Here is a 24,194-nt window from a genome sequence, read left to right as displayed (position 1 = left end):
TGCCCAATAGAGAGAACCGCCCGATGACCCTATCGCGACTCAGCCTTGCCATCCTTTCCGTCCTCGCCGGTGCCCCGGCATTCGCCGACGACAGCGGCGTCGACCTCGACCAGGGCTGGAACCAGACCCAGAAGACCGCCTGGCTGGAAGCCGGCCAGGGCTCGCGGATGCTGCCGCTGGCCTGGCTGGTGGCGCTGGAGCAGCGCGCCAGCGAAGAACCGCTGATGTCCGACGCGCTGATCCGCCAGTACGGCTATGTCCCGCACACCCTCGGCGGTTCCAGCGTGAAGGTGGTGCAGGGCTACGCGGTCGACCGCAGCGACGACAGCGACCTGACCTTCACCAAGCTGCGCTGGAAAGCCCTGCAGGGCTCCAGGGAACCCTGGGTCGGACCGACCTGCAGCATGTGCCACACCTCGCACATCAGCTACCAGGGCACCCAGTTGACCGTCTACGGCGGGCAGACCATGGGCGACCTCGCCGGCTTCCAGCTGGAGATCCTCGGCGCCCTGCAGAACACCCGCGCCGACACCGCCAAGTTCGAGCGCTTCGCCCGCAAGGTGCTCGGCGCCGACGGCCTGGTCAGCGGCTACAACGACGCCAACAAGGCGCGCCTGCAGGCAGCCCTGGACGCCACCATCGTGCGCCTGCGCGACGGCTCGCACTTCAACCTGCCGCACGATCCCGAGTTCGGCCCGGGCCGCCTGGACGCCATCGGTTCGATCTTCAACTCGGTGGGCTACGAACTGCACGCCGACGAGCAGATCTACGGCGCCGAGGACGCCCCCGTGAGCTATCCGTTCCTGTGGAACGTACCGCAGTTGGACCGCGTGCAGTGGACCGGCTTCAACCCGAACCACATCAACGTGGTCGACATCGACAACCGCAAGTTCGACGTCGGCGCCCTGGCGCGCAACGCCGGCGAGGCGGTCGGGGTATTCGCCGACGTCAAGGTGCTCAGCCCGATCCAGTCGGCGCTGCACATCGGCTACCCGTCGAGCATCAACGTCGACAACCTGATCCGCATCGAAGACCAGCTCGGCCAACTGAAGCCGCCGGCCTGGCCGAACCAGCTGTTCGGCGCCCCGGAGCCGACCAGGGTCGCCGAGGGCCGCGAGCTGTACCGGCAACATTGCTCCAGTTGCCACACGCCGCTGGACCGCAACGACCTGCGGACCCCGGTGAAGACCGTGCTCACCCACCTGCAGGCGCGCGGCGAGGTCGCGCCGATCGGCACCGACCCGTGGACCGCCTGCAACAGCATCGCCCAGCTGAAGACCGGCTACGTGCGCGGCAAGCCCTACCTGTCCTTCGTCGGCACCGGCCAGCGCGGTTTCTACGGCAAGCAGGCCTATGCGGTGGACGTGCTCCAGGAAGTGGTGGTCCAGGCCCTGGCCGCGCGCGGCCTGAGCGTCGCCCTGGGTGCCTTCCAGACCGCCGCCCTGGGCATCTTCGACGGGCAGTTACCGCCGCTGATCAGTCCGGTTCCGGACAGCCCCGATGCCGCCAGCGCCGAAGCGCCCGCCGCGGACGCGCCAGGCGCCCTGCTCCTGGCCGAAAACGTCGCGGCCGGCAGCGACAAGGCCCAGCGCCTGGAGCAGTGCCTGGCGATGACCAGCGACCTGATGGCCTACAAGGCGCGCCCGCTGAACGGTATCTGGGCCAGCCCGCCCTACCTGCACAACGGCTCGGTGGCGACCCTCTACGACCTGCTGCTGCCGCCGGACCTGCGGCCACGGACCTTCTACACCGGCAGCGTCGAGTTCGACCCGGTCAACGTCGGCTACATCACCGATGCCGGCGGCGCCAACCGCTTCCTCTTCGACAGCGGCAAGCCGGGCAACGCCAATGGCGGCCACGACTACGGCAACGCGCAGTTCAACGAGCAGCAGCGCCGCGCCCTGGTCGAGTACATGAAGACCCTCTGAAGCCCCTTGCGCGGCCGGCGCTCCCGGCCGCCTCCCTCAACCGGCGGCGACCCGCCGCGCGGTCTCGACGAAGCATTCGAACTGGGTGTCGCTGGCGCGAAGCCGCGAAGTCGGCGACACCGCCAGCCCCACCGGCAGGCGGAAGCCTTCGTTGACCGCCGCCGGCAGAGCGGTGAAGGCCACCCCCGGATAGGCGAACTTGGTCAGCGACAACGGCAGGAAGGCGAAGCCGTCGCCGCTGGCGACCTGGGCCAGGAGAATGCTCAGGTCGTTCGGCCGCACGCTGCGCCGGGGCGCGAAGGCGGCGGCATCCATCGCATCGTTCATGAACTGGCTGTAGGCGGGAAACAGCGAGTCCTTCGGTACCAGCAGCGGCTCGCCGATCAGGTCGTTCAGCGACCAGTCGGGCGCCAGTCGCCGGTGCAGGGTTTCCGACAGGGCGATGACGTGCTCGTAGCTGCCGATCTCCATCAGCTCGTATTCACGCACCACCTTCGGCGGCGCGCCGATGATCGCCGCGTCCAGGGACGACTCGCGGACCAGGCTGAGCAGGTCCAGCGATGGCGCCCAGGATGGCGAAACGGCGCTGCACACCCGCGCTTCCTTCAGTTGCCGGGCCAGCTCGCCGGACCAGCCGGGATCGAGGTAGCGACTGAAACCGATGTGCAACTGGCGGTCGTCGCCGTCGCCGATGTCGCGGGTCAGCGCCTTGGCCTCGGCGATGATCTTCACCGCGCGGCAATGCACCACCCTGCCCACCTCGGTCAGGCTCACCCCGGCCGGACCGCGGACGAACAGCGCCTCGCCGATGTGCACTTCGAGCGCCTGGATCTGCCGCGACAGCGACGGCTGCGAAACGTGCAGCACCTCGGCGGCCTGGCCGATGCTGCCGTACTCGGCGACACAGGCGAAATACATCAGCTGGCGCAACGAAGGCATCGCCTTCGACCAGTTGATGATCGGGAAACTGGCATCGGTCACGGACATTGCGTACATACCCCTCGCTGGCAACACGGGTCGGATCGGCACGGGCAGGGAAACCCCGGGACGGCGCGACGAACGACCGCCGGCAGCCTGCTTCCGAAAGCCGTTTCGCGGCAGAAGAACGAAAGATAGGTAGCGGAGATGACAGGAAGCGCGACGTTCGGGGCCGGGACGCTCTTCATGGGCGGCGTCTTGTTCCCGCGCCGCCAGTATAGCCAGGCGGCATGGGGAACTGGCCATGCGGCGCGGCACGGCCGCGGGCCACCCTCGCCGTTCGGATAGGTCCCCTTGCCAGGTCGGTCCGAAGCTGCCAGGGACCGTCGCAAGCGCCGCGCCGTGGGCACCGGCCACGAACGCAGGCCACCTCGTCGGCAGCGGCTGAACCGCTTCGTCTTTTCGTGAACCGCTTCCGTGTCGGCGGAGCGCCAGGGGGTCTACGCTGAGTTTTTCAGGATCAGGAGTACCGCCATGCTGGATCACGACCTGACTGTCGCCCTGCTCTGCCGTCTCAACCAGAACCAGAGTGCCCTCGGCATGGCCCTGGAGGAGCTGGCGATCTGGGCGAAGCGCCATGAAGGCGGCGAAACCTACGATGTCGTCATGAACCACCTGCAGACCCTGGAGCGCAATGCCGACTTCGTCGCCGAGGCCATCGTCGTCCTGATGGCGGATCGCTGAAGCGCGCCGGACCCGTACGAGCGGACGAGCCTGCGCGGTGCCCTGGGCACGGTGCGTAGTAAAATCTTCAAGATTTTTCTTACAAGGCAATAGGACTCGTCCAAGTTACCTCGCCCATAGCTCCCGGTACCCTCGCCCGTTACACCTTCCAAGCACCAACGGGATCTCCAGGGCTTATGCTTCTTCGAACCATCAGTGTGGAAACTGCCGAGCAGACGGAACTGAATGCGGCCTTGTTGTGTGGTTTCGCCATTCCCGCCAGCGACCGCAACTTCATCGCCTACAGCCTCAACGAACAGGTCGACGAAACCGATTCGCGCGTCTACATCGCCTCCCTGTTCAAGACCGACGACGGCTTCCGCCTGGGCCGCCTCGACACCGACGAGGCCTGCGAGGCGGCCATCCAGGTGTTCCGCCAGCTCGTCCGCGAAGCCACCACCGGCAACCGCCGGACCAGCGACCTGGCCTACCACCTCATCGACCTGCAGGACGCGGCCATCGCCCCCTCGCGGCGGGAAGAACACCGCTCCCTGGTGCTCGAGCGCGAGTGGGTGATGAAGCTCGTCACCTTCGAGTCCCCCCATGGCTACGGCCCCGCCCTGGATGGCGAGGAACCCTGCGCGGACGTCCCGCCGCTCGTCCATGAGGCCCTTTTCGAAGACGCCGCTCCCGATGTCTTCGCCGCGGACGATGCGGACGAGGCCACGGACGGGCCGGCGGAGCCCATCGACGAGCCCGAGGCGGCGGAAGACGAAACCGTCACCGAGGCCGGCTGCGCCGAGCCCGAGCCGCGGCCGGAGGCGGAAACGGCAGCACCCGAGGGTCGGGCGCCAGCCGAGTTCGCGACGAAAGCGGAGCAGTCCGCCAAGGTAGCGGATGCCGAGGCCATCGGCGCCTTCGTCGACAACGCCAGTCATCTTCGCGAGGAGCTTGCCGACCTGGCGCAGCTGCTCCACCCCGCGCTGCACGCCGCCGAGGAATCCTCCATGCCCCCGAGCCCCTCCCCCCTCGCCGCACCCGCGCCGGAACCGGTATCGGCCAGGGTCCCCAGCCTGTCGCTGCGCCTCCGGGTGCCGCCCGCACGCCTGGCCGGCGCCGAGGGCGAGGCCGACGCCAGAGAGGCGCCCACCCAGGCCGCCGCCGTCATTCGCCAACCCGAGGATGAAGCCCACGTGGATACGGATACCGCGCTCGATATCGGCAACGATACCGAGCATCTGCTACAGGACGTGCAGGGCACCCTGGCCGACCTCGCCGGCATGGCCCAGCAACTGAGCCAGCAGAAGCAGGAAGCGCTCAAGCAGCAGGAGTCGCTGGAGTCGCTCCAGACGCAATTGCACGAGAAGGAGCGGCAATTGCAGGAAAAGGAAAAGCAGCTCCGCCAGTGGCACAAGCGCCTGCAGGACGACCGCCAGGCACTGGAGCGGGAAACCGAGCAAAGCAACCGTCTCCTGGCCGAGCGCAGCGCGGCCCTGCAACAACTCGCGGAAAGCGTCGAAGCCCGCGAGCGCAGCAGCGCGCGGCGAGCCGAGGTACTGCAGATCGAGCAGGAACGCCTCGAAGAGTTGCGCAGCCAGCAGAACCTGCGCCAGGCCGAACTGGAAAAGCGCGAAGCCAGCGTCCAGCAGCGCAGCCTGGAACTCGGCGAGCGCTTCAAGAAGCTGGAAAGCGCCCGCGAGAAGCTGGCGCAGATCGTCAAGGGTTTCAACGAGACCGTACAGTTCAATACCGCTCTGCACGCCATCAGTCATACCGGGTTGAAACGCCAGGAAGAGAGCGCAGCCGAACTGGAATAAGGTTCTCCTCCGGCAAAAGGGCGCGGCGCCGATACTGGCCCGCGCCCTTTTTCATTCGCCCAGCCGCGCCCGGCCGCTCGCCCTCGGGACGCGGTGCCGCCGGCCAGTTCACCGGTGCGCAGAGCAGTTGTGCGCCGGACAGCGCCGGCAGGCGCACCCATTCGGGAAACTCCAGGTCGTAGCAGACCATCACCGCGATTCGCCCGAAGCGGGTGGCGACCACCGGCGCTGGCCCTGGCACAAGGCCATGGGAAGGACGGAGTGTCGGCAAGCGAAGACGGGAAGGGAATCAGTCAGGTCAAATAATCAGTTGAGCATTCTCTGAACCATACGCAGGGCGTTCGCTGAACCGAGGGCCGCTGAGGCTCCGCGTGGTCTCTTCTGCCCCCGCTCAAGGGCGGCGCGCAGCATGGCCCTCGGCGGAAATCTGTGGCGCCTGGGTCTGCCCCGCCTCGCGCGCCAGCAGGTCGCGCAGGCCCTGCGCATCCAGCGGCCGGCTGAGCAGGAATCCTTGCAGTTCGTGGCATTGCTCGTCGCGCAGGATATGCATCTGCCCTTCGGTCTCCACCCCCTCGGCGGTGACCCGCAGGTTCAGGGCGTTGCCGAGATTGATGATGGCCTGCACGATCGAACGGTCGCGCCCGGTCTTCTCCATGCTGGCGACGAAGCGCTTGTCGATCTTGATGCTGTCGAAGGGATAGGTGCGCAGGTAGCCGAGCGAGGAATAGCCGGTACCGAAGTCGTCCATGTTGAGGCGGACGCCCAGTTCCTTGAGGGCCGTCATGGTCCGCAGCGCGCCGTCGACATCGTTGAGCATGACGTTCTCGGTCACCTCCAGCTCTAGCCGGCGGGCATCCAGGTGGGCCAGGCGCAGCGCCTCGCGCACCTGCCAGACGATATCGCCGGTCATGAACTGCGCCGGCGACACGTTCACCGAGACCATCACCTCGCCCGGCCAGGAGGCGGCGGTGGCGCAAGCCTCGCGCAGCACCCAGTTGCCGATCTGCACGATCAGGTCGCTTTCTTCCGCCAGGCCGATGAACTCGTCCGGGCCGATCAGCCCGCGGTGCGGATGGTTCCAGCGGATCAACGCCTCCGCCGAGGCGATCGTCTGTTCCTGCGCCAGGAAGCGCGGCTGGTAGTACAACTCGAACTCGCCGTTCTGCAAGGCGGCGCGCAACTCGGTCTCGCGCAGCTTCTTCTCGGCGAGATGGGAGTCCATCGCTTCCAAGTAGAAACGCCAGGTATTGCGCCCCGCGGCCTTGGCCTCGTACATCGCCACGTCGGCGCAACGCAGCAGGCCGCGCGGATCGCCGCCGTGCTCCGGCGCCAGGGCCACGCCGATGCTGGCGCCGACATGGAAGCTGTGCCCTTCGTAGGCGATCTCGCGGTTGATCACGTCGATCAGCCGGCTACAGAACTTCTCGATTTCCAGCTTCGACGACACGTGGGTACTGACCACCACGAACTCGTCGCCGCCGAGCCGGGCAACCATGTCCTGGTCGCGGGTCGAGGCGCGCAGCCGTTCGGCGATGGCGTAGAGCACCGCATCGCCGGCGGGATGGCCATGCTGGTCGTTGATCGGCTTGAAGCGGTCGAGGTCGAGCATCAGTACCGCTACCGGCGACTTGCCAGCCTTTTCCGCCAGCAGGCGTTCGAGGAACTGGAACAGCTTGTTGCGGTTCGGCAGGCCGGTCAGGGCATCGTGCAGGGACAGATGCTGGATCTTCGCATGGGCTTCGACTTCGTCGGTGATGTCGGCCGCCGTGCCGCGATAGCCGCTGGCGACGCCGTTGCGGATCGCGCTGGCACTCAGCTTGCCGACCCGCGCCTGGCCCTGGCTGTCGCGGAAAGCGCAGACCAGGCTGGACGGCGCACCGGCATCGGGCAGCCCTTCCAGCCACTTGACGATGTTCACCGTATCGCTATCCAGCAACTCGTCCAGCCGCCGCCCGATCCAGGCCTCCGGCTGGTAGCCGGTGACGTCGCGGAAGCGCACGGAGAGATAGGTGAAGACGAAATGCCCGTCGACTTCCCAGATCCAGTCCGAGGCCGCCTCGGCTATCGACTTGAAACGTTCCTCGCTGGCCAGCAGGGCCTGGTTGCTGCGTTTCAGGACCTTCTGCTGGCGATCCACCGCGCGAGCGTTGAGCACGGCGCTGCGGCTCAGCCAGAACAGCAGCCCGGCGGCGAGCACGAAGATTCCCAGCAGCGGCAACGCGGTCTCCCGCAGCATGGCGCTACCCGGACGCGACGACACCCAGGCCAGGCGATGGGGAGTGCCCTCCAGGGCCAGGCTTTCCTTGTCGCCCGCCGCGCCGCCGGCCAGCAGGTGCAGGTTGGCGATGCCGTAGTCGCCGCCGAGCTTGGCCAGCTTCGCCGGGGTCAGCCGGTCGACGAAGACCATCACCGAGGCCTTGTCCAGGTCGATGGGCGCATGATCGCTGGTGGGCTTGATCGCCGAGGCGACCAGGATCGCCGGTGCGCCGTCGAAGTCGACGTAGCGGCTGATCGCCGCCTCGTCCACCGCGGCGCGGCGGGCGGCGCTGAGGATGTCTCCGGCATCGGCGCCCAGCGAGTCGGCCAGCGAGCGCTCGGACAGCTCGCCCTCGAGCATGGCGTAGCGAGTGCCACGGTCGTCGATGACGAAGACGCCGTCGTAGCCGTTGGTGGTGTAGAGCACCGAGCCGAGGTTGTTCTTGGTGAAGGCCCAGTCCACGTCGACCCGGTTTCCCAGATAGACGTAGGCGTCGGTCCAGAACGAATAGGTGGTGGAGAACTGCTCGGAATTTTCCCGGCGATTCTGCAGCGCCTTTTCCACGTAGAAATGGCTCTGCTCGATGGCGATGTCGTCCTGCTGCCTGGCGATGTGCAGGATCGCCCAGCCGCATGCACCGAGGGCGAGGAAAAGGGCGGCCAGGAACATTAGGAGATGCTTGGAGACCTGGGAGACTGCGGTACCGCTGGCAATCGCTGAAGCAAGCATCGATTCGCCATCCTTGTGACCGTATAGGTGCGGGCCTTGGTCACTGTCTTATAGTTAAGCATCCAGGGGGCGTCAAAAAACCCGCTTGGCAAGCGCATCGGCGCCGGAGATGCGGCTGCCGCTCCCGGAAAGGCGCGCGCCGCCGCTGGCCTCGGCGGCGCGCGGCGGCTCTCAGCGGCCCTGCCTGGCGACGATCGCCTCGGCCACGCTGGCCGGTACCTCGGCATAGCGGACGAACTCCATCGAGTAGCTCGCGCGCCCCTGGGACATCGAGCGCACGTCGGTGGCATAGCCGAACATTTCGCCCAGCGGGACCTCGGCACGGATCACCTTGCCCGCCGGGGTATCCTCCATGCCCTGGATCAGGCCACGCCGGCGGTTGAGGTCGCCCATCACGTCGCCCATGTAGTCCTCCGGGGTCACCACCTCGACCTTCATCACCGGCTCCAGGAGCACCGCTCCGCCCTTCTGCGAGAGGTGCTTGGTGGCCATCGAGGCGGCGATCTTGAACGCCATCTCGCTGGAGTCGACGTCATGGTAGGAGCCGTCGTACACCGTCGCCTTCAGGCCAATCAGCGGGTAGCCGGCGAGCACGCCGTTCTGCATCTGGTCCTCGATGCCCTTCTGGATCGCCGGGATGAACTCTCGGGGAATCACCCCGCCGACCACCTCGTTGTGGAACTCCAGGCCTTCCTGCCCCTCGTCGGCCGGAGCGAAGCGGATCCAGCAATGGCCGAACTGGCCGCGGCCGCCGGACTGGCGGACGAACTTGCCCTCGATCTCGCAGGTGTTGCGGATGGTCTCGCGATAGGCCACCTGCGGCTTGCCGATATTGGCTTCGACGCCGAACTCGCGGCGCATGCGGTCGACGATGATGTCCAGGTGCAACTCGCCCATCCCGGAAATGATGGTTTGCGCGGTCTCCTCGTCGGTCTTCACGCGGAACGACGGGTCTTCCTGGGCCAGCTTGCTCAGGGCGATGCCCATCTTCTCCTGGTCGGCCTTGGTCTTCGGTTCCACCGCCACCGAGATCACCGGATCGGGGAAGTCCATGCGTTCGAGGATGATCGGCTTGTCGATGGCGCACAGGGTGTCGCCGGTGGTCACGTCCTTCATGCCGATCAGCGCGGCGATGTCGCCGGCGCGCACTTCCTTGATCTCGTCGCGCTGGTTGGCGTGCATCTGCACCATCCGCCCGACCCGCTCCTTCTTGCCTTTCACCGAGTTGAGCACCGCATCGCCGGAAGTCAGCACCCCGGAATACACACGGGCGAAGGTCAGGGTGCCGACGAAGGGGTCGGTGGCGATCTTGAACGCCAGCGCCGAGAACGGCTCGTCGTCGTCCGCATGGCGCTCGTCGTGCTTCTCTTCGTCGTCCGGGTCGGTGCCTCTGATCGCCGGGATTTCCGACGGAGCCGGGAGATAGTCGATCACCGCGTCGAGCACCAGAGGCACGCCCTTGTTCTTGAACGAGGAGCCGAGCACCGCCGGTACGATCTGGTTGGCCAGGGTCCGCTGGCGCAGCCCGGCCTTGATCTCCTCGATGCTCAGTTCCTCGCCTTCCAGATACTTGTTCATCAGTTCGTCGTTGGCCTCGGCGGCGGCCTCGACCATGTGCGCCCGCCACTCCTCGGCCAGCGCCCGCAACTCCGCCGGGATCTCCTCCTCGCGGTAGCTGGTGCCCTGGTCGTCATCGTTCCAGTAGATGGCCTTCATCTTCACCAGGTCGATCTGCCCGCTGAAGTTTTCCTCCGCGCCGATCGCCAGCTGGATCGGCACCGGGACATGGCCCAGGCGTTGCTTGATCTGCGCGACCACGCGGAGGAAATCGGCGCCCTGGCGGTCCATCTTGTTCACGTAGGCCAGGCGCGGCACATGGTACTTGTTGGCCTGGCGCCAGACCGTCTCGGACTGCGGCTCGACCCCGTCGGCGCCGCTGAACACCACCACCGCGCCATCGAGCACGCGCAGCGAGCGCTCCACCTCGATGGTGAAGTCGACGTGGCCGGGGGTGTCGATGATGTTGAAGCGATAGCGGTGCGGGAACTGCTTGGTCGAGCCCTGCCAGAAGGCCGTGGTCGCCGCCGAGGTGATGGTGATGCCGCGCTCCTGCTCCTGGACCATCCAGTCCATGGTCGCCGCGCCGTCATGGACCTCGCCCATCTTGTGGTTGACGCCGGTGTAGAAGAGGATCCGCTCGGTCGTCGTGGTCTTGCCGGCGTCGACGTGGGCGACGATGCCGATGTTGCGATAAAGCTCGATGGGAGTGGTGCGAGCCATGATCTGCCCCTTGGGTGCTGCCCTGGATGATGGGAACGACTGCTGAAAGAAAAATGTAGCTGAAGAAAGGACGCCACAGCACCGCCGCGACGCCTGCTTTTCGACCTCGGCAGAGGGGACTGGTTCTGCCGCTCCGGCCCGCCGACGAAAGGCGCGACGGCCGGGCTTGTTCCCAGCGGACATAAACTCATGGCGCAAAGGTCTAAGCCGTCCCTGGAAAATCCCCCGGCTCGACGGACATCCCTGGACACACCGGAACAAGGGATGCCCCGACCATGCACCGATCGCTCCACACCGACCCGCCGCTGGGCGCCGCCCTGCTGCTGGCCCTGCAGCTCGCTCCCGGCAGCGCCGCCGCGGCGGAGGGACAGGCGCCTGTCGACCCGCCCACGGTCCAGTTGCAACGAATCGAGGTGACCGGTAGCGCGATCCGCCGGGTCGATGCGGAAACCGCGGTGCCGATCAGCGTCCTGCGCGCCGAGGAGCTGCGCCAACAGGGCGTGACCAGCACCGAGGAACTGATCGGCCGGCTTTCCGGCAACCAGGGCGTATACAACTCCAGTCGCTCGGTCGGCAGCGCCACCGGCGGCGCCTCGTTCGCCGACCTGCGCGGGATCGGCGCGAACAAGACCCTGGTGCTGCTCAACGGCCGGCGTCTGGCGAACAATGCCATCGACGGCTCCGCCGTGGATCTCAACACCATTCCCTTCGCCGCCATCGACCGGGTCGAGGTGCTGCGCGACGGCGCCTCCGCACTGTACGGCACCGATGCCATCGGCGGGGTGATCAACTTCATCACCCGCAAGAGCCTGAACGAAGGCCGCGTCGACAGCGGCTACGCCTCCCCCACCCACGACGGCGGCGGCAACCAGCGCAACGTCAGCGCTAGCTGGGGCTTCGGCGAGCTGGAGGAGGATCGCTTCAATGTCTTCGCGGTGGCCAACTACGACAAGCAGGAACGCCTCGGCGCCAAGGACCGCGGCTACACCTACAACTACCAGCCGGGACGCGGCCTCGACTACAGCTCCGGCACCGCCTTCCCCGGCAACTGGAGCCAGGGCGCCAACGCCAGCAATCCGCTGGCCGCCGGCGGTTGCAAGGGCGCCGACCTGATCCCGCGCAACGGCATCTGCCGGCAGAGCCTGTGGCGCTACCTCGACCTGGTGCCGGAAACCGAGAAGACCTCGGTGTTCAGCCGCGCCACCGGCAAGCTGGCCGACGAGCACAACGTAAGCCTGGAGTACTTCTGGTCGCGCAACGACAACGCTACCCAGGTCGGCCCAGGGACCCTCACCGGCCTGCAGATCGATCCCGGCACCGCCTTCTATCCCGGCAACGGCATCACTCCCGGTCCCGGCGGCTTCGTCCTCGACCCGAGCCGGCCGGTGGAGGTCAACTGGCGGCAGAGCGTGCTCGGGCCACGCCTGCAATCCTCGCAGAACACCGGCCAGCACCTGCTGCTCGGCTTCGACGGCCGGTTCGCCGGCTGGGACTACGATATCGGCGCCTCGTACAACCAGAACAAGGTGGTCGACCATATCCACAGCGGCTACGTCGATGATCGCGCCGCCGCCCTCGGCATCGCCAACGGGACGCTGAACCCGTTCGGGCCGCAGACCGACGCCGGCCTCGCCTACCTCGGCAGCCATGCCCTGAGCGGCGACTTCCGTACCTCGGTCGGCCGCGTCAAGGGCCTGGACGCCCGCGCCAGCCGGGAGATCGGCGACTGGTTCGGCGCCGGGCCGGCGGCCCTGGCGCTGGGCGGCGAATTCCGCAAGGAGGCGTTCCACCAGGACATCCAGGACTTCGCCGGCAACGTGCAGAGCCTCGGCGTCGATCCCGCCGCCACGGTCAGCGGCGAGCGCAACCTGAAGGCGCAGTACGCCGAACTCAACGTGCCGGTGCTGGACAGCCTGGAACTCAGCGCGGCGATCCGCCACGACAAGTACAGCGACTTCGGCAGCACTACCAACCCGAAATATTCGTTCCGCTTCCAGCCGTTCCGCCAGTTGGTCCTGCGCGGCGCCTACAGCGAAGGTTTCCGTGCGCCGTCGCTGTACGAACTGTACAACCCGACCTTCACCACCTATACCAGCGCCAACTACGACGACCCGCGCCTGTGCGCCGGCGGCCAGCCGAGCCAGGGCGGCATCGCCAACCGCGACTGCGCCCAGCAGTTCTACAACGCCACCGGCGGCAATACCGACCTGCGACCGGAAACCGCGCGCAACGTTACCCTGGGCCTGGTCTACCAGCCGCTGCGCGACCTTTCCGTCGGCCTGGACTTCTGGTGGATCAGGATCGCCAACCAGATCGCCGAGTTTCCCGAAGCGGCGATCTTCGCCGACCCGCAGGCCTACGCCGGACGCATCGTGCGCAAGGCCGACGGCTCGATCGATCACGTCGTCACCGGACTGGCCAACCTCGGCAAGGTAAAGACCAGCGGCGTCGACCTGAGCCTCGATTATCGTTTCCCGGCCAGCCGCTACGGGCAGTTCGGGCTCGACCTGCAAGGCACCTACGTGTCCCGCTACGACTTCCAGCAGCAGATCGGCGGCCAGTACCTGGACAACGTCGGCGACTTCCAGGGCGTCGGCGTGATCGCCCGCTGGAAGCACGTCGCCAACGCCACCTGGAGCCGCGACGCCTGGCAGGCCACCCTGAGCAACCGCTACACCAGCGGCTACAACGACTACGACCGCGCCAGCCACGGCAAGGTCGGCTCGTGGAACCTCTGGGACCTGGCCGGCAGCTACCGCCTCAGCCACGCGCTGGGGCTGACCCTCGGGGTGAAGAACCTGTTCGACCGCGAACCGCCGTTCAGCAACCAGACCTACACCTTCCAGAGCGGCTACGACCCGCGCTACACCGATCCCTACGGGCGCATCCTGTTCGGCCGCCTCAGCTACAGCTTCTGATGCCGGCGCGGGCGCCCGGCCGGTATGGCCGGCAAGCCCGTCGACGGCTGTCCAGCTACCAGATCCGGTAGCCCTGCCAGATTTCGCAGGCGACCAGATCTGGCAGGTTGTTGGGCTCCCGGTGCCATGCAACCTATTACGCCTCTCGCCCCCCACCCGTTCGCGCAAGAGGACACCGCATGATCATTCTCGGGATCACCAACAACGACCTGGCCGGCGCCTGCCTGGTGCGCGACGGCGGGATCGTCGCCGCCGCCAGCGAGGAGCGCTTCACCCGCCAGAAGGACCACAAGGCCTGGCCGAGCCGCTCCATCGACTATGTGCTCGGCGAGGCCGGCATCGACCTGGCCGACATCGACCGCATCGCCTACGGCTGGAACGCCGGGTTCGACGCCGGGCGGCACCTCGACCTCTATCTGGACCGGGTCCTCGAGGAAGCCCGCGAGCGTCCCGAGGGCCTGCCGCACCTGCGCAAGCGGATCGCCGACGAAATGGCCAACGACAAGGCCAAGCGCGGCGAATTCGATGCCTTCGTCCGCGCCAACGGCCTGCGCGGCAAGGTCGAGTACATCGACCATCACGAATGCCACGCCCTCGGCGCGTTCGTCTGCTCGCCGTTCGACGAGGCGCTGACCCTCACCTGCGACGGCCGCGGCGACTTCCAGTCGCTCACCGTCACCCACTACCGCGCCGACGGCGGCGAGACGGTCCTGCAACGCGAGACCAGCGTCGACAGCCTGGGCTACTTCTACGGGCGCATCACCCGCCTGCTCGGCTTCAAGCCGAACCGCCACGAAGGCAAGATCACCGGCCTGGCGGCGTTCGGCGACGCGGAAAAGCTGCTGCCGCTGATGAACGACATGATCCGCCTGGAGAACGGCCGCCTGCGCGCCCGCTGCGGCGAACTGTACCTGCCCTCCTACGACGGCTACAGCGATCCGCTGCTGCAACGCTGCGCGGCGGAACGCCCGGCGGATGTCGCCGCCGCCGCGCAAAGGCACTCCGAAGACCTGCTGGTGGCCATCGCCCGGGAGCACGTGGCGCGCACCGGCTGCGCCAACCTGTGCCTGGCCGGCGGGGTGTTCGGCAACGTCAAGCTGAACCAGCGCCTGCGCGAGATCCCCGGGGTCCGCGATGTCTACGTGCTGCCCTGCATGGGCGACGGCGGCCTGGCCCTGGCCGCGGCGGTGGCGGTGGCCTATCGCGAGAACGGTACGCGCTTCCCGGCGCCGAGCATGGCCCTCGGGCCGGACGCGCGCAGCGCCGCGCAGAATGCCGAGCTGATCGCCAGCCAGTACCCGCAGCTGGCCTACAGCCGGCCGGCCAACCTGATCGAGACGCTGGTCGAAGCGCTGCGGGAAAACCAGGTGCTGGGCATGTTCAAGGGCCGCATGGAGTTCGGTCCGCGCGCCTTGTGCAACCGCAGCATCGTCTACCATCCCGGCGATGCCAGCGCCAACGACTGGCTCAATCAGCGCATGGAACGCACCGAGTTCATGCCATTCGCCCCGGTCACCGCGGTAGAACACGCCGAGGCTTGCTACGTTGGCTGGCGTGAAGACCAGGTGGCGGCCGACTACATGACCATGACCTACGACTGCCATGCGGATTTCCGCGCGCGCTGCCCGGCGGTGGTGCACGTCGACGGCACCGCCCGGCCGCAGATCATCCGGCCGCAGGCCGATCCGTTCATGCACGCCCTGCTGCATGCCTGGCATGCCCGCAGCGGCCAGCCGGCCCTGATCAACACCTCCTTCAACCGCCACGAGGAACCGATCGTCTGCGCCCCGCAGGACGCCCTCGGCGCGCTGGAGGACGGCATGGTCGACCTGGTGGTGCTGGGCGAGTCCCTGCTGGTCTGGCGCAAGGGCGAGAACGCCTTCGCCAGGGCGCGCTTCGAGTGAGGCGCAAACCGCAGCGAACCGGCACGGCGACGCGGGAACCGGCATGTACCTGATCTTTTCCGGCTACTTCGCCGCCGAGGGGCTGATCTATCCGTTCTGGCCGACCTGGCTGGCCAGCCTGGGCTTCGGCGCCAGCCAGATCGGCCTGTTGATCGCCGCGGCCTACTGGCCGCAGGTGATCGCCGGGGTGGCGCTGACCTACGTGGCCGACTGGCGCATCGACCAGTTGCGCCTGGCGACCCTGCTGGCGGCCCTGGCCGGCGCCTGCGCCCTGCTGTTCCAGCTGGCCGAGGGCCTGCCGCTGTTCATCGCCCTGAGTGTGCTCTACGGCGCGTTCTGGACCAGCGTGCTGCCGCTCACCGAGTCCTACCTGCTCAAGCGCGACAAGGCCGCCCTGCAGAACTACGGGCGGGTACGCGCGGTCGGTTCGCTGGCCTTCATCCTCACCGCGACCCTGGGCGGCCTGCTGCTCGGTCGGTTCGGCCAGCAACTGGTGCCCGCCCTGGTCGGCCTGACGATGCTGCTCACCGCCCTCGCCTGCCTGTTCCTCCGTCGCCGCAGCCTGCGCCGTCCGGACTCGCCGCTGCCGGGCGCCAGGCGCCGTCCCGACCTGCGCGGGATCCTCCGGCAACGCCCCCTGCTGCTGGCCATCGCCGCGGCGGGAATGATCCAGCTGAGCCACTCGCTGTACTTCACCACCGCCTCGCTGGGCTGGCAGGCGCTGGGCTACTCGTCGTTCTCGGTCGGCGCCTTCTGGGGCCTGGCGGTGATCGCCGAGATCAGCTTCTTCGCCGTCTCCAACCGCATCCTGGACCGCCACCCGGCGCTCCAGGTGATGCTCTTCTCCAGCCTTTGCGCGGCGCTGCGCTGGGGCCTGCTGGCCGGCAGCGAACATCTCGCCGCGATCCTCCTCGGCCAGTGCCTGCACGCCCTCAGCTTCGCCGCATACCACGCCGCGGTGATGCGCTACATCCGCGACCACGCGCCGGAAAGCGCGCGGGTACTGACCCAGGGGATCTACTACTCTCTGGCGGTAGCGCTGCCCATGGGCCTCGCCAGTCCGGCCGCCGGCTGGCTGTACGAAGGCCTGCCGCAGTGGTCCTATCTGATCATGGCGCTGTTCGCCCTCGGCGGCGCGGTCCTGGTCTGGCTTGCCCTACAGAGTGCCCGAGATGCATCGACTAGCGTTTTCAGCCGTTCTGTTTGACATGGACGGCGTCCTGATCAGCTCCCGCGAAGCCATCGCCGCGGCCTGGAGCCGGGTTGCCGGCGAACAGGGCGTGGCGCTCGGCCCGGACTGCCTGCGCGACCACGTGCACGGTCGCCCGGGCGGCTACACCCTGGACTATCTGTTCGGCCACCTGCCGATGGAGCGCCGGCGGATCCTCAAGCAACGGGTCGATGCGCTGGAGGAAGGCGCCGACTGTCCCCTGCTGCCCGGCGTCGCCGCGGTGATCCGCCAGTTGCGTTGGCTGGACGTGCCCTTGGCGCTGGTCACCAGCAGTTGGCCGGCACGCATCGACCACGTGCTGCGCCAGCACGACCTGCAGGCGGCGTTCCGCACACTGGTCAGCCGCGACGACGTGGTCCACGGCAAGCCGGCTCCGGATGGCTACCGCCTGGCCGCGGCCAGGCTCGGCGTGGCACCGTCGCGCTGCCTGGTGTTCGAAGACTCCCTCAGCGGCGTGCAGGCCGCCTGCGCCGCCGGCGCGACCTGCGTGGCGATCGGCGAGGAGAGCGGCCTGCTCGCCGCCGGCGCGCGCTGGTCGGTCCGGGATTTCCGCGAGCTGCGGATCGTCCGCGAAGACGACCGGCTGTACTGCCAGCATCGGCACCCCGCCACGACCGACAGCGAGAGGAGCGTTGGCGTCCCATGAGCCCGACCCTGCAAGATGCCCGGCTGCTCTGGGACTTCCTCGGCCAGGGCCGCTGCCATGTGCCCTGCGAACTGCTGGTGGTATGCGGCTCCTACGACCTGCGGGTCTGCGACCACGCCTGCGAACTGCTCGAACGCGGCCTCGCCGAACGCCTGCTGTTCACCGGCAACACCGGGCACTGGACGCGCCATCTCTGGGTCGAGCCGGAAGCCGAGCTGTTCGCCCGCCACGCCAGGGCACGCGGGGTAAGCGACAGCCTCATCGTGATCGAGCCGCGGGCGACCAACTTCGCCGAGAACATCGCCTTCGCCCGCGAGCTGTTCCCCGACCTGCGCCGCGCGACCTTCGTCACCAAGCCCAACTCGATCCGCCGCGTGGCGCTGACCCTGCCGGTCCGCTGGCCGGGGCTGGAGGGACACGTGGATGCGCCCGACTACGCATTTCCCGACGGCATCTCGAACCTGGTCGGCGTACTCGGGGTGATCGACGAGATGGTTGGCGACCTCGACCGCATCATGCGTTACCCGGCGCTGGGCTTCCAGGTCGCCTGCCCGATCCCGGCGCAGGTCATGGACGCCTGGGAACGCTTGGTGGCGCGGGGTTTCGACCGCCACCTGGTGAACCCGCCGCGCTGAGCTGACAGCTCTGTAATCTTCCCCACAGCTTGCCGACAGGCGCGCGCCGCTAGGGTGTCCGCATCGCCGCACCGCCCTGGCGGGGCCGCGACCTCCCGGCTGCGCAAGCTCGCGCAGTCCGTCCTGCCACCTGCGTGGAAACCAGCGGATGCACAGAACTTCGCGACGCACCTTCGTCAAAGGCCTCGCCGCCACCGGTCTGCTCGGCGGACTGGGTCTCTGGCGCGCCCCGGCCTGGGCCCTGGCCGGGCCGGGCCAGCAGAACCTGCTCGCCGGCGACAGTTTCGACCTGTTCATCGGCGAGACCCCGGTGAACCTCAGCGGCTCGCCGGCCACCGCCATGACCATCAACGGTTCGCTGCCCGGCCCGACCCTGCGCTGGCGCGAAGGCGACAGCGTGACCCTGCGGGTGCGCAACCGCCTCGCCGAGGACACCTCGATCCACTGGCACGGCATCATCCTGCCGGCCAACATGGATGGCGTGCCGGGCCTCAGCTTCGAGGGCATCGCTCCCGGCGGTCTCTACGAATACCGCTTCAAGGTCCGGCAGAACGGCACCTACTGGTACCACAGCCACTCGGGGCTACAGGAGCAGGCCGGGGTCTACGGCGCCCTGGTGATCGACGCCCGCGAGCCGGAACCGTTCAGCTACGACCGCGACTACGTGGTGCTGCTCAGCGACTGGTCGGACGAGAAGCCGCAGCGCATCCTCGCCAAGCTGAAGAAGCAGTCCGACTACTACAACTTCCACAAGCGCACCGTCGGCGACTTCATCGACGACGTCAGCGCCAACGGCTGGACCGCGACCCTGGCCGACCGCAAGATGTGGGCCGAGATGAAGATGAGTCCCACCGATCTCGCCGACGTCAGCGGCTACACCTATACCTACCTGCTCAACGGACAGCCGCCGGACGGCAACTGGACCGGCCTGTTCCGCCCCGGCGAAAAGCTCCGCCTGCGCTTCGTCAACGCCTCGGCAATGAGCTATTTCGACGTCCGCATTCCCGGCCTGAAGATGACCGTGGTGGCCGCCGACGGACAGCACGTCGAGCCGGTCAGCGTCGACGAGTTGCGCATCGCCGTGGCCGAGACCTACGACGTGATCGTCGAGCCGGGCGGCGAGCGCGCCTATACCCTCTTCGCCCAGTCCATGGACCGCAGCGGCTACGCCCGCGGCACCCTGGCGCTGGCCGAAGGGCTTAGCGCGCCGGTGCCGACGCCCGATCCGCGCCCGCTGATCGGCATGGACGACATGGGCATGGGCGGCATGGACCACGGCGCCATGGGGCATGGCGCGGCGACGAGGCCCGCCAGCGAGATGGACCATTCGAAGATGTCGGGCATGGACATGAACGGCATGGACCACTCGAAGATGGCCGGCATGGACATGAGCGGCATGGACCACTCCAAGATGGCCGGCATGGACATGAACGGCATGGACCACTCCAAGATGGCCGGCATGGACATGAGCGGCATGGACCACTCCAAGATGGCCGGCATGGACATGAACGGCATGGACCATTCCAGGATGGGCATGGGCGCCATGCCGATGCAGTCCCATCCGGCTTCGGAGGACGGCAACCCGCTGGTCGACATGCAGACCATGACGCCGACACCGAAGCTCGCCGACCCCGGCCTCGGCCTGCGCGACAACGGGCGGCGGGTGCTGACCTACGCCGACCTGCGCAGCCGCTTCGCCGACCCGGACGGCCGCGAACCGGGGCGCACCATCGAGCTGCACCTGACCGGACACATGGAGAAGTTCGCCTGGTCCTTCGACGGCATCAAGTTCTCCGACGCCGAGCCGCTGCGCCTGACCTACGGCGAGCGCCTGCGGATCGTCCTGGTCAACGACACCATGATGACCCACCCGATCCACCTGCACGGCATGTGGAGCGACCTGGAGGACGAGCAAGGCAACTTCCTGGTGCGCAAGCACACCATCGACATGCCGCCGGGCACCCGCCGCAGCTACCGGGTCACCGCCGACGCCCTGGGGCGCTGGGCCTACCACTGCCACCTGCTGTTCCACATGGAGATGGGCATGTTCCGCGAAGTGCGGGTAGACGAAGGAGACAACGCATGAGCCGCCAGCCGAAACCCGCCCGCCTGGCCGGCGGTGCCCTCGCCCTGGGTCTGCTGCTGGGCCTGCCGAATCCCGTCGAGGCCGCGCAGGACAATGGCATGGAGCACTCGGCCATGGACCACGGCGCGATGCCTGGCATGGACCACGGCCAGAGGACCCCCGCCCCGGCGAAACCCATGGACCACCAGGGGATGGGGCATGGCCGGATGCCGGGGATGGACCACGGCGCCGCATCGCCCACCCCGGCACAGCCCATGGAGCACCAGGGAATGGACCATGGCCGGATGCCGGGGATGAGCCACGCTGCGCGGCAACCTCCGGCGCAGGCCGCGCCCAGCCAGAGCCGTACGCCGATCCCGGTGCCGACCGAGGCCGACCGCCGTGCCGCCTTTCCGCCGCTGGAGGGGCACAAAATGCACGACAGCGCGCTGAACAGCTTCTTCCTGCTCGACCAGTTGGAATACCAGGACGCCGACGACGGCAGCGCGCTGGCCTGGGACGCCAGCGGCTGGATCGGCGGCGACATCAACCGCCTGTGGCTGCGCAGCGAAGGCGAACGGCTCGACAGCAAGACCGAGGACGCCGAGGTCCAGGCGCTGTTCGGGCACGCCATCGGTCCCTGGTGGGACCTGGTCGCCGGCGTGCGCCAGGATTTCAAGCCCGGCTCGCCGCAGACCTGGGCGGCGTTCGGCGTGCAGGGCCTGGCGCTCTACGACTTCGAGGCGGAAGTCACCGCCTTCCTCGGCGAGAACGGCCAGAGCGCGCTGCGCCTGGAGGGCGAGTACGACATCCTGTTGACCAACCGGCTGATCCTCCAGCCCAGCGCCGAGGTCAACCTGTACGGCAGGAACGATCCCGCCCGCGGCATCGGTTCGGGCCTTGCCGATAGCGAGCTGGGCCTGCGCCTGCGCTATGAGATCCGTCGCGAGTTCGCGCCCTACATCGGGGTGACCTGGAACCGCTCCTACGGCAACAGCGCCGACCTGGCCCGCGCCGAGGGCGAGGACGACGACGAGGCGCGCTTCGTCGCCGGTATCCGCATGTGGTTCTGAACGCGATCGCGGCCAGCCGCTAGCGGTAGCCGTCAAGCAACGGCGAATCGTCGATGAGGTCGCAGCGTTCCAGCGCTGGCAGGTTGCACGGCCGGTAGTCGGGGCATTCGTCCAGCCGCCGCTGCACCGAACGGTGCAGCTTGACCCGGGTTTCCTGCCCGACCGGTTCCAGCGGCCGCGAGCGCGGCCGGCCACGCGACCAGCGCCAGGCGCGGTTGCCGCTGCGGCGGTCCCAGACCAGCAGCGGCAGCCACTCGGCCAGGCGCCAGGGCCGGGTCATCACCGGCAGGATCGGCGCGGTCGGGTCCGGGCCCTGCTTCGAACGTGCGCGCAACTGGTCGCGGCTGCGCGCCGGGTCGACATGCAGGCCGGCCTCCAGCGCCTCGCCGAGCATCCAGGTAAAGGCCACCAGAGCCAGCCGCGAGTCCTTCGGCGCATAGCCACCGCCGACATCGGAGTGCATGCCGGGGAACCACACCTGCAACACGTCGGACTTGCGGTCCTTCTCGCCGAACCAGAGGTTCTGCCGGAAGAAGCAGCGGCATTCGTCGATGGCCAGGGCCTGGCGGACCACGTCGACCATTTCGTTGTTCGAGGAATACGGCACGGTCAGCGGGTCGTAGACCCAGCCCACCGAGGTCACGGTGTCGAACAGGCCGAGGAAGTGCACCTTCACCTGCCGGCCGAAGACCTTGCGGAAGCGTCCCAGCAGGCCGAAGTCCGGTCCGCGGCGACGCGTGCCGGCCCGCTTGTCTTCGTCGCGGGGCGGCATGCGGGTGGTGAGCAGGGTCCAGGCGTAGTCGAAGAGGTGCGGCTGGTGCGCATCGATCAGGCCCACCGCGCGCAGCATCGCGGCCAGCACGCGCACCGCGTAGGCCCCGCGGGAAAAGCCGAAGAGGAATATCTGGTCGCCGGGCCGGTAGTGCTCGGCGAGGAAGCGATAGGCGCCCTCGACGTTGCGCTTGAGCCCCCAGCCGAAGGCCAGGCCGGCGATCCGCGAGGGAAACTTCTGCCACTCGAACAGGGTTTCCTTCAGGCCGAAGGTGCCGACGCCCTGGTCGTAGTAGGCCAGCACCCTGCGCGGATCGCGCGACAGCGAACGGTACAGGCGCACCACGTTGGTCGGCTGGTCGCCGAAGCGGTTCGAGGTTCCGTCGATGCAGACCACCAACTGGCGCGGCGCGTCGTTGTCCTGGGCGCTGCCGGCAGGCGGCAAGGCGGAATCGGGGGAGAGATCGTCCATTGGGCTCACGCAGGCAAAGCCTGACTTCCGTCGGCGGTGGATGGGAATGGCGACGCATGATACCCAACCTGGATGATCCGCCAAGCGCGCATTGCCGGGAAATGACGGCAAAGACGAAAAGCCCCTGGAGCCGCAGGGCGGATAACCGCTTCGCGGTTATCCGCAGCCCCTGGCTTCGGCGAGGGCGGGTCGAGCCGGCCGCTCAGCCTGCCCTGGATACCCCGAGGAACGGCTGCCACGCCGGCGCGCCACTATCCGCCGTGGCCTTGAGGGCGGCCACCGCCGCGTCGACGTCGGCCTCGCGGGTGTAGCGACCGAGGCTCAGGCGCACGCTGCGGCCGGCGCTGGCGGCGTCGTGGCCGAGGGCGAGAAGCACGTGGGATGGCGCCGGCCGCGCCGAGTTGCAGGCCGAGGTGCTGGACACCGCCAGGCTGGACTCCAGCGCCTGGGGGACGAAGGCGGGGTTGTCGAAGGTCAGGTTCAGGGTATGCGCGATGCGTGCGTCGGCGCTGCCGTTCAGGCGCCAGCCGTCGATCTGCGCCAGCCCCTCCAGCAGACGCCGCTGGAGTCCGGCGATGCGCCTGCCCTCCTCCTCGAAAAGCTCGCCGGCGAGGGCGAAGGCCTCGCCCATGCCGACGATCTGGTGGGTCGCCAGGGTCCCGGAGCGCAGGCCCTGCTCGTGTCCGCCGCCGTGGATCTGCGCCTTCAGCCGGCGCTCGGCGCGCGGCCCGACGTACAACGCGCCGATGCCCTTGGGCCCGTAGGTCTTGTGTGCGGAGAACGACATCAGGTCCACCGCCAGGCGGCCCAGGTCGATCGCCACCTTGCCGCTGGCCTGCGCCGCGTCGACGTGGAACAGCGCGCCGCGCTCGCGCACCCGTTCGCCGATGGCGGCGATGTCAGTCAGGGTGCCGAGTTCGTTGTTGACCCGCATCAGCGACACCAGGCGGGTATCGGCGCGCCAGGCCGCCTCCACCTGTTCCGGCCGGATCAGGCCATCGGCGCCGGGCGCCAGCCAGGTCACGCTCCAGCCGTCATCGGCGAGTTGCTGCACGGTGTCCAGCACCGCCTTGTGCTCCAGGCGACTGGTGATCAGGTGGCCGGGCGTGTCCAGCGCCTGGGCCACGCCCTTGAGGGCCAGGTTGTTGGATTCGGTGGCGCCGGAAGTCCAGACGATCTGCCCGGCGCTGGCGCCGACCAGCGCGGCCACCTGCTCCCTGGCCCGCTCCACCGCTCGCCGCGCCTGGCGGCCGTAGGCATGGGAGTTCGACGCGGGATTGCCAAAACACGCCTGGTAGCCGAGACACTCCACCATGGCCCGGATCACGCGCTCGTCCACGGGCGTGGTGGCGGCGTAATCGAAGTACAACGGTAACGAACTCATCGCATTCCCCCCAATCGATCGAACGGCCCCGGAAGCCGACATGGCTCCTTGTCCCTGACGGGCCCGCAGGCCGATCTTAAGAAAAGCGCCGGGGCGTCTGGAAAGAACCTTTCGGAACATCCTTAGAGTCTGCATGGTTTCCCGCCTCAGATTCCCAGCCCGGCCACCCGCAGGTGCTCTTCCAGGCGCAGCGCGGGTATCGCTCCGAGCAACTCGCGGGTATAGGGGTGGCGCGGCTGGCTGAACAGCGCCGCGGCGCTGCCCTGCTCCACCACCCGGCCGTCCCTGAGTACCAGGATGTCGTGGGCCAGGGCGCGTACCACGGCCAGGTCGTGGCTGATGAACAGGTAGCTCAGCCCGTGGCGACGCTGCAACCGACGCAGCAGCTCGACCACCTGGCACTGCACGCTGCGGTCGAGCGCCGAGGTCGGTTCGTCGAGCAG

15 protein-coding genes and 2 pseudogenes are annotated in these 24,194 nt (G+C 68.1%); 10 read left to right on the top strand and 7 right to left on the bottom strand.

From position 1 onward, the window contains the following. Positions 1 to 23: 23 nt before the first annotated feature. Positions 24 to 1,928: a 10S-dioxygenase gene (locus tag HMPREF2914_RS11080; RefSeq protein ID WP_015503000.1), complete on the top strand. Its 1,905-nt coding sequence runs from the start codon at positions 24 to 26 to the stop codon at positions 1,926 to 1,928. 36 nt (positions 1,929 to 1,964) lie between these two features. Here HMPREF2914_RS11080 and HMPREF2914_RS11075 read toward each other — a convergent pair whose 3' ends face one another. Beyond that, a complete protein-coding gene (locus tag HMPREF2914_RS11075) occupies positions 1,965 to 2,867 on the bottom strand; it encodes a LysR family transcriptional regulator (RefSeq protein ID WP_003139628.1) in 903 nt (300 codons plus the stop codon). 513 nt (positions 2,868 to 3,380) lie between these two features. Between HMPREF2914_RS11075 and HMPREF2914_RS11070 the strand changes: the two genes are divergently transcribed. Beyond that, positions 3,381 to 3,590 (top strand): hypothetical protein, encoded by a 210-nt coding sequence (locus HMPREF2914_RS11070; protein ID WP_003088759.1) that lies wholly within the window; start codon positions 3,381 to 3,383, stop codon positions 3,588 to 3,590. Positions 3,591 to 3,766: 176 nt separating this feature from the next. Beyond that, positions 3,767 to 5,386: a hypothetical protein gene (locus HMPREF2914_RS11065; protein WP_070702820.1), complete on the top strand. Its 1,620-nt coding sequence runs from the start codon at positions 3,767 to 3,769 to the stop codon at positions 5,384 to 5,386. Positions 5,387 to 5,414: 28 nt separating this feature from the next. Here the strand turns inward: HMPREF2914_RS11065 and HMPREF2914_RS32745 are convergent. From HMPREF2914_RS32745 to fusA, 3 genes and pseudogenes are all read right to left on the bottom strand, one after another. Then, positions 5,415 to 5,618 (bottom strand): annotated as a pseudogene (locus HMPREF2914_RS32745) (nitrilase-related carbon-nitrogen hydrolase); the annotation flags it as partial. Positions 5,619 to 5,777: 159 nt separating this feature from the next. After that, entirely contained in the window at positions 5,778 to 8,372 is a 2,595-nt protein-coding gene (locus HMPREF2914_RS11060; protein WP_023091878.1) for a bifunctional diguanylate cyclase/phosphodiesterase, read from the bottom strand. Positions 8,373 to 8,543: 171 nt separating this feature from the next. After that, positions 8,544 to 10,652 (bottom strand): elongation factor G, encoded by a 2,109-nt coding sequence (gene fusA, locus HMPREF2914_RS11055; protein ID WP_004343368.1) that lies wholly within the window; start codon positions 10,650 to 10,652, stop codon positions 8,544 to 8,546. Between the two features lie 275 nt (positions 10,653 to 10,927). Between fusA and HMPREF2914_RS11050 the strand changes: the two genes are divergently transcribed. The 7 genes from HMPREF2914_RS11050 to HMPREF2914_RS11020 all read left to right on the top strand — a co-directional run bounded on the left by HMPREF2914_RS11050 (position 10,928) and on the right by HMPREF2914_RS11020 (position 21,124). After that, complete coding sequence (locus tag HMPREF2914_RS11050; RefSeq protein WP_023091879.1) at positions 10,928 to 13,570, top strand: TonB-dependent receptor; 2,643 nt, start codon at positions 10,928 to 10,930, stop codon at positions 13,568 to 13,570. A 179-nt stretch (positions 13,571 to 13,749) separates the two neighbouring features. After that, positions 13,750 to 15,474: a carbamoyltransferase family protein gene (locus HMPREF2914_RS11045; RefSeq protein ID WP_015648711.1), complete on the top strand. Its 1,725-nt coding sequence runs from the start codon at positions 13,750 to 13,752 to the stop codon at positions 15,472 to 15,474. A 43-nt stretch (positions 15,475 to 15,517) separates the two neighbouring features. Then, entirely contained in the window at positions 15,518 to 16,681 is a 1,164-nt protein-coding gene (locus HMPREF2914_RS11040) for an MFS transporter (RefSeq protein ID WP_003109654.1), read from the top strand. Position 16,682: 1 nt separating this feature from the next. Then, positions 16,683 to 17,351 carry an HAD family hydrolase gene (locus HMPREF2914_RS11035; RefSeq protein WP_003139646.1) on the top strand — a complete coding sequence of 223 codons (669 nt, stop codon included), beginning with the start codon at positions 16,683 to 16,685 and terminating at the stop codon, positions 17,349 to 17,351. Next, a complete protein-coding gene (locus HMPREF2914_RS11030; RefSeq protein ID WP_003088740.1) occupies positions 17,348 to 17,986 on the top strand; it encodes a YdcF family protein in 639 nt (212 codons plus the stop codon). Before HMPREF2914_RS11035 ends, HMPREF2914_RS11030 begins: the two co-directional genes overlap by 4 nt. Before the next feature lie 148 nt (positions 17,987 to 18,134). Beyond that, on the top strand, positions 18,135 to 20,072 hold the full coding sequence (locus HMPREF2914_RS11025) for a copper resistance system multicopper oxidase (protein WP_023980952.1): 1,938 nt from the start codon (positions 18,135 to 18,137) through the stop codon (positions 20,070 to 20,072). Further along, positions 20,069 to 21,124 carry a copper resistance protein B gene (locus tag HMPREF2914_RS11020; RefSeq protein WP_023091882.1) on the top strand — a complete coding sequence of 352 codons (1,056 nt, stop codon included), beginning with the start codon at positions 20,069 to 20,071 and terminating at the stop codon, positions 21,122 to 21,124. The genes HMPREF2914_RS11025 and HMPREF2914_RS11020 overlap by 4 nt, the downstream gene beginning before the upstream one ends. Positions 21,125 to 21,143: 19 nt before the next feature. Here HMPREF2914_RS11020 and HMPREF2914_RS11015 read toward each other — a convergent pair whose 3' ends face one another. The 3 genes and pseudogenes from HMPREF2914_RS11015 to HMPREF2914_RS11005 form a co-directional block, all read right to left on the bottom strand. Next, positions 21,144 to 22,367, bottom strand: coding sequence for a DUF2235 domain-containing protein (locus HMPREF2914_RS11015; protein WP_003088736.1), 1,224 nt, complete (start codon positions 22,365 to 22,367; stop codon positions 21,144 to 21,146). Between the two features lie 202 nt (positions 22,368 to 22,569). Then, a complete protein-coding gene (locus tag HMPREF2914_RS11010) occupies positions 22,570 to 23,751 on the bottom strand; it encodes an aminotransferase class V-fold PLP-dependent enzyme (RefSeq protein ID WP_023091883.1) in 1,182 nt (393 codons plus the stop codon). A gap of 146 nt (positions 23,752 to 23,897) precedes the next feature. Next, a pseudogene (locus tag HMPREF2914_RS11005) lies at positions 23,898 to 24,194 on the bottom strand (microcin ABC transporter ATP-binding protein); the annotation flags it as partial.

The sequence above is a fragment of the Pseudomonas sp. HMSC067G02 genome, from assembly GCF_001813485.1.
Classification (GTDB): Bacteria; Pseudomonadota; Gammaproteobacteria; order Pseudomonadales; family Pseudomonadaceae; genus Pseudomonas; species Pseudomonas aeruginosa.
This window is presented reverse-complemented; position numbering and strand designations above follow the sequence as displayed.

What these genes read in the sequence shown, in the direction of transcription:
- HMPREF2914_RS11035 (WP_003139646.1), top strand. Translation starts at nt 16,683, where the DNA reads ATGGACGGCGTCCTGATCAGCTCCCGCGAAGCCATCGCCGCGGCCTGG.
- HMPREF2914_RS11020 (WP_023091882.1), top strand. Translation starts at nt 20,069, where the DNA reads ATGAGCCGCCAGCCGAAACCCGCCCGCCTGGCCGGCGGTGCCCTCGCC.
- HMPREF2914_RS11060 (WP_023091878.1), bottom strand. Translation starts at nt 8,372, where the DNA reads ATGCTTGCTTCAGCGATTGCCAGCGGTACCGCAGTCTCCCAGGTCTCC.
- fusA (WP_004343368.1), bottom strand. Translation starts at nt 10,652, where the DNA reads ATGGCTCGCACCACTCCCATCGAGCTTTATCGCAACATCGGCATCGTC.
- HMPREF2914_RS11050 (WP_023091879.1), top strand. Translation starts at nt 10,928, where the DNA reads ATGCACCGATCGCTCCACACCGACCCGCCGCTGGGCGCCGCCCTGCTG.
- HMPREF2914_RS11075 (WP_003139628.1), bottom strand. Translation starts at nt 2,867, where the DNA reads ATGCCTTCGTTGCGCCAGCTGATGTATTTCGCCTGTGTCGCCGAGTAC.
- HMPREF2914_RS11080 (WP_015503000.1), top strand. Translation starts at nt 24, where the DNA reads ATGACCCTATCGCGACTCAGCCTTGCCATCCTTTCCGTCCTCGCCGGT.
- HMPREF2914_RS11025 (WP_023980952.1), top strand. Translation starts at nt 18,135, where the DNA reads ATGCACAGAACTTCGCGACGCACCTTCGTCAAAGGCCTCGCCGCCACC.
- HMPREF2914_RS11030 (WP_003088740.1), top strand. Translation starts at nt 17,348, where the DNA reads ATGAGCCCGACCCTGCAAGATGCCCGGCTGCTCTGGGACTTCCTCGGC.
- HMPREF2914_RS11015 (WP_003088736.1), bottom strand. Translation starts at nt 22,367, where the DNA reads ATGGACGATCTCTCCCCCGATTCCGCCTTGCCGCCTGCCGGCAGCGCC.
- HMPREF2914_RS11040 (WP_003109654.1), top strand. Translation starts at nt 15,518, where the DNA reads ATGTACCTGATCTTTTCCGGCTACTTCGCCGCCGAGGGGCTGATCTAT.
- HMPREF2914_RS11070 (WP_003088759.1), top strand. Translation starts at nt 3,381, where the DNA reads ATGCTGGATCACGACCTGACTGTCGCCCTGCTCTGCCGTCTCAACCAG.
- HMPREF2914_RS11045 (WP_015648711.1), top strand. Translation starts at nt 13,750, where the DNA reads ATGATCATTCTCGGGATCACCAACAACGACCTGGCCGGCGCCTGCCTG.
- HMPREF2914_RS11065 (WP_070702820.1), top strand. Translation starts at nt 3,767, where the DNA reads ATGCTTCTTCGAACCATCAGTGTGGAAACTGCCGAGCAGACGGAACTG.
- HMPREF2914_RS11010 (WP_023091883.1), bottom strand. Translation starts at nt 23,751, where the DNA reads ATGAGTTCGTTACCGTTGTACTTCGATTACGCCGCCACCACGCCCGTG.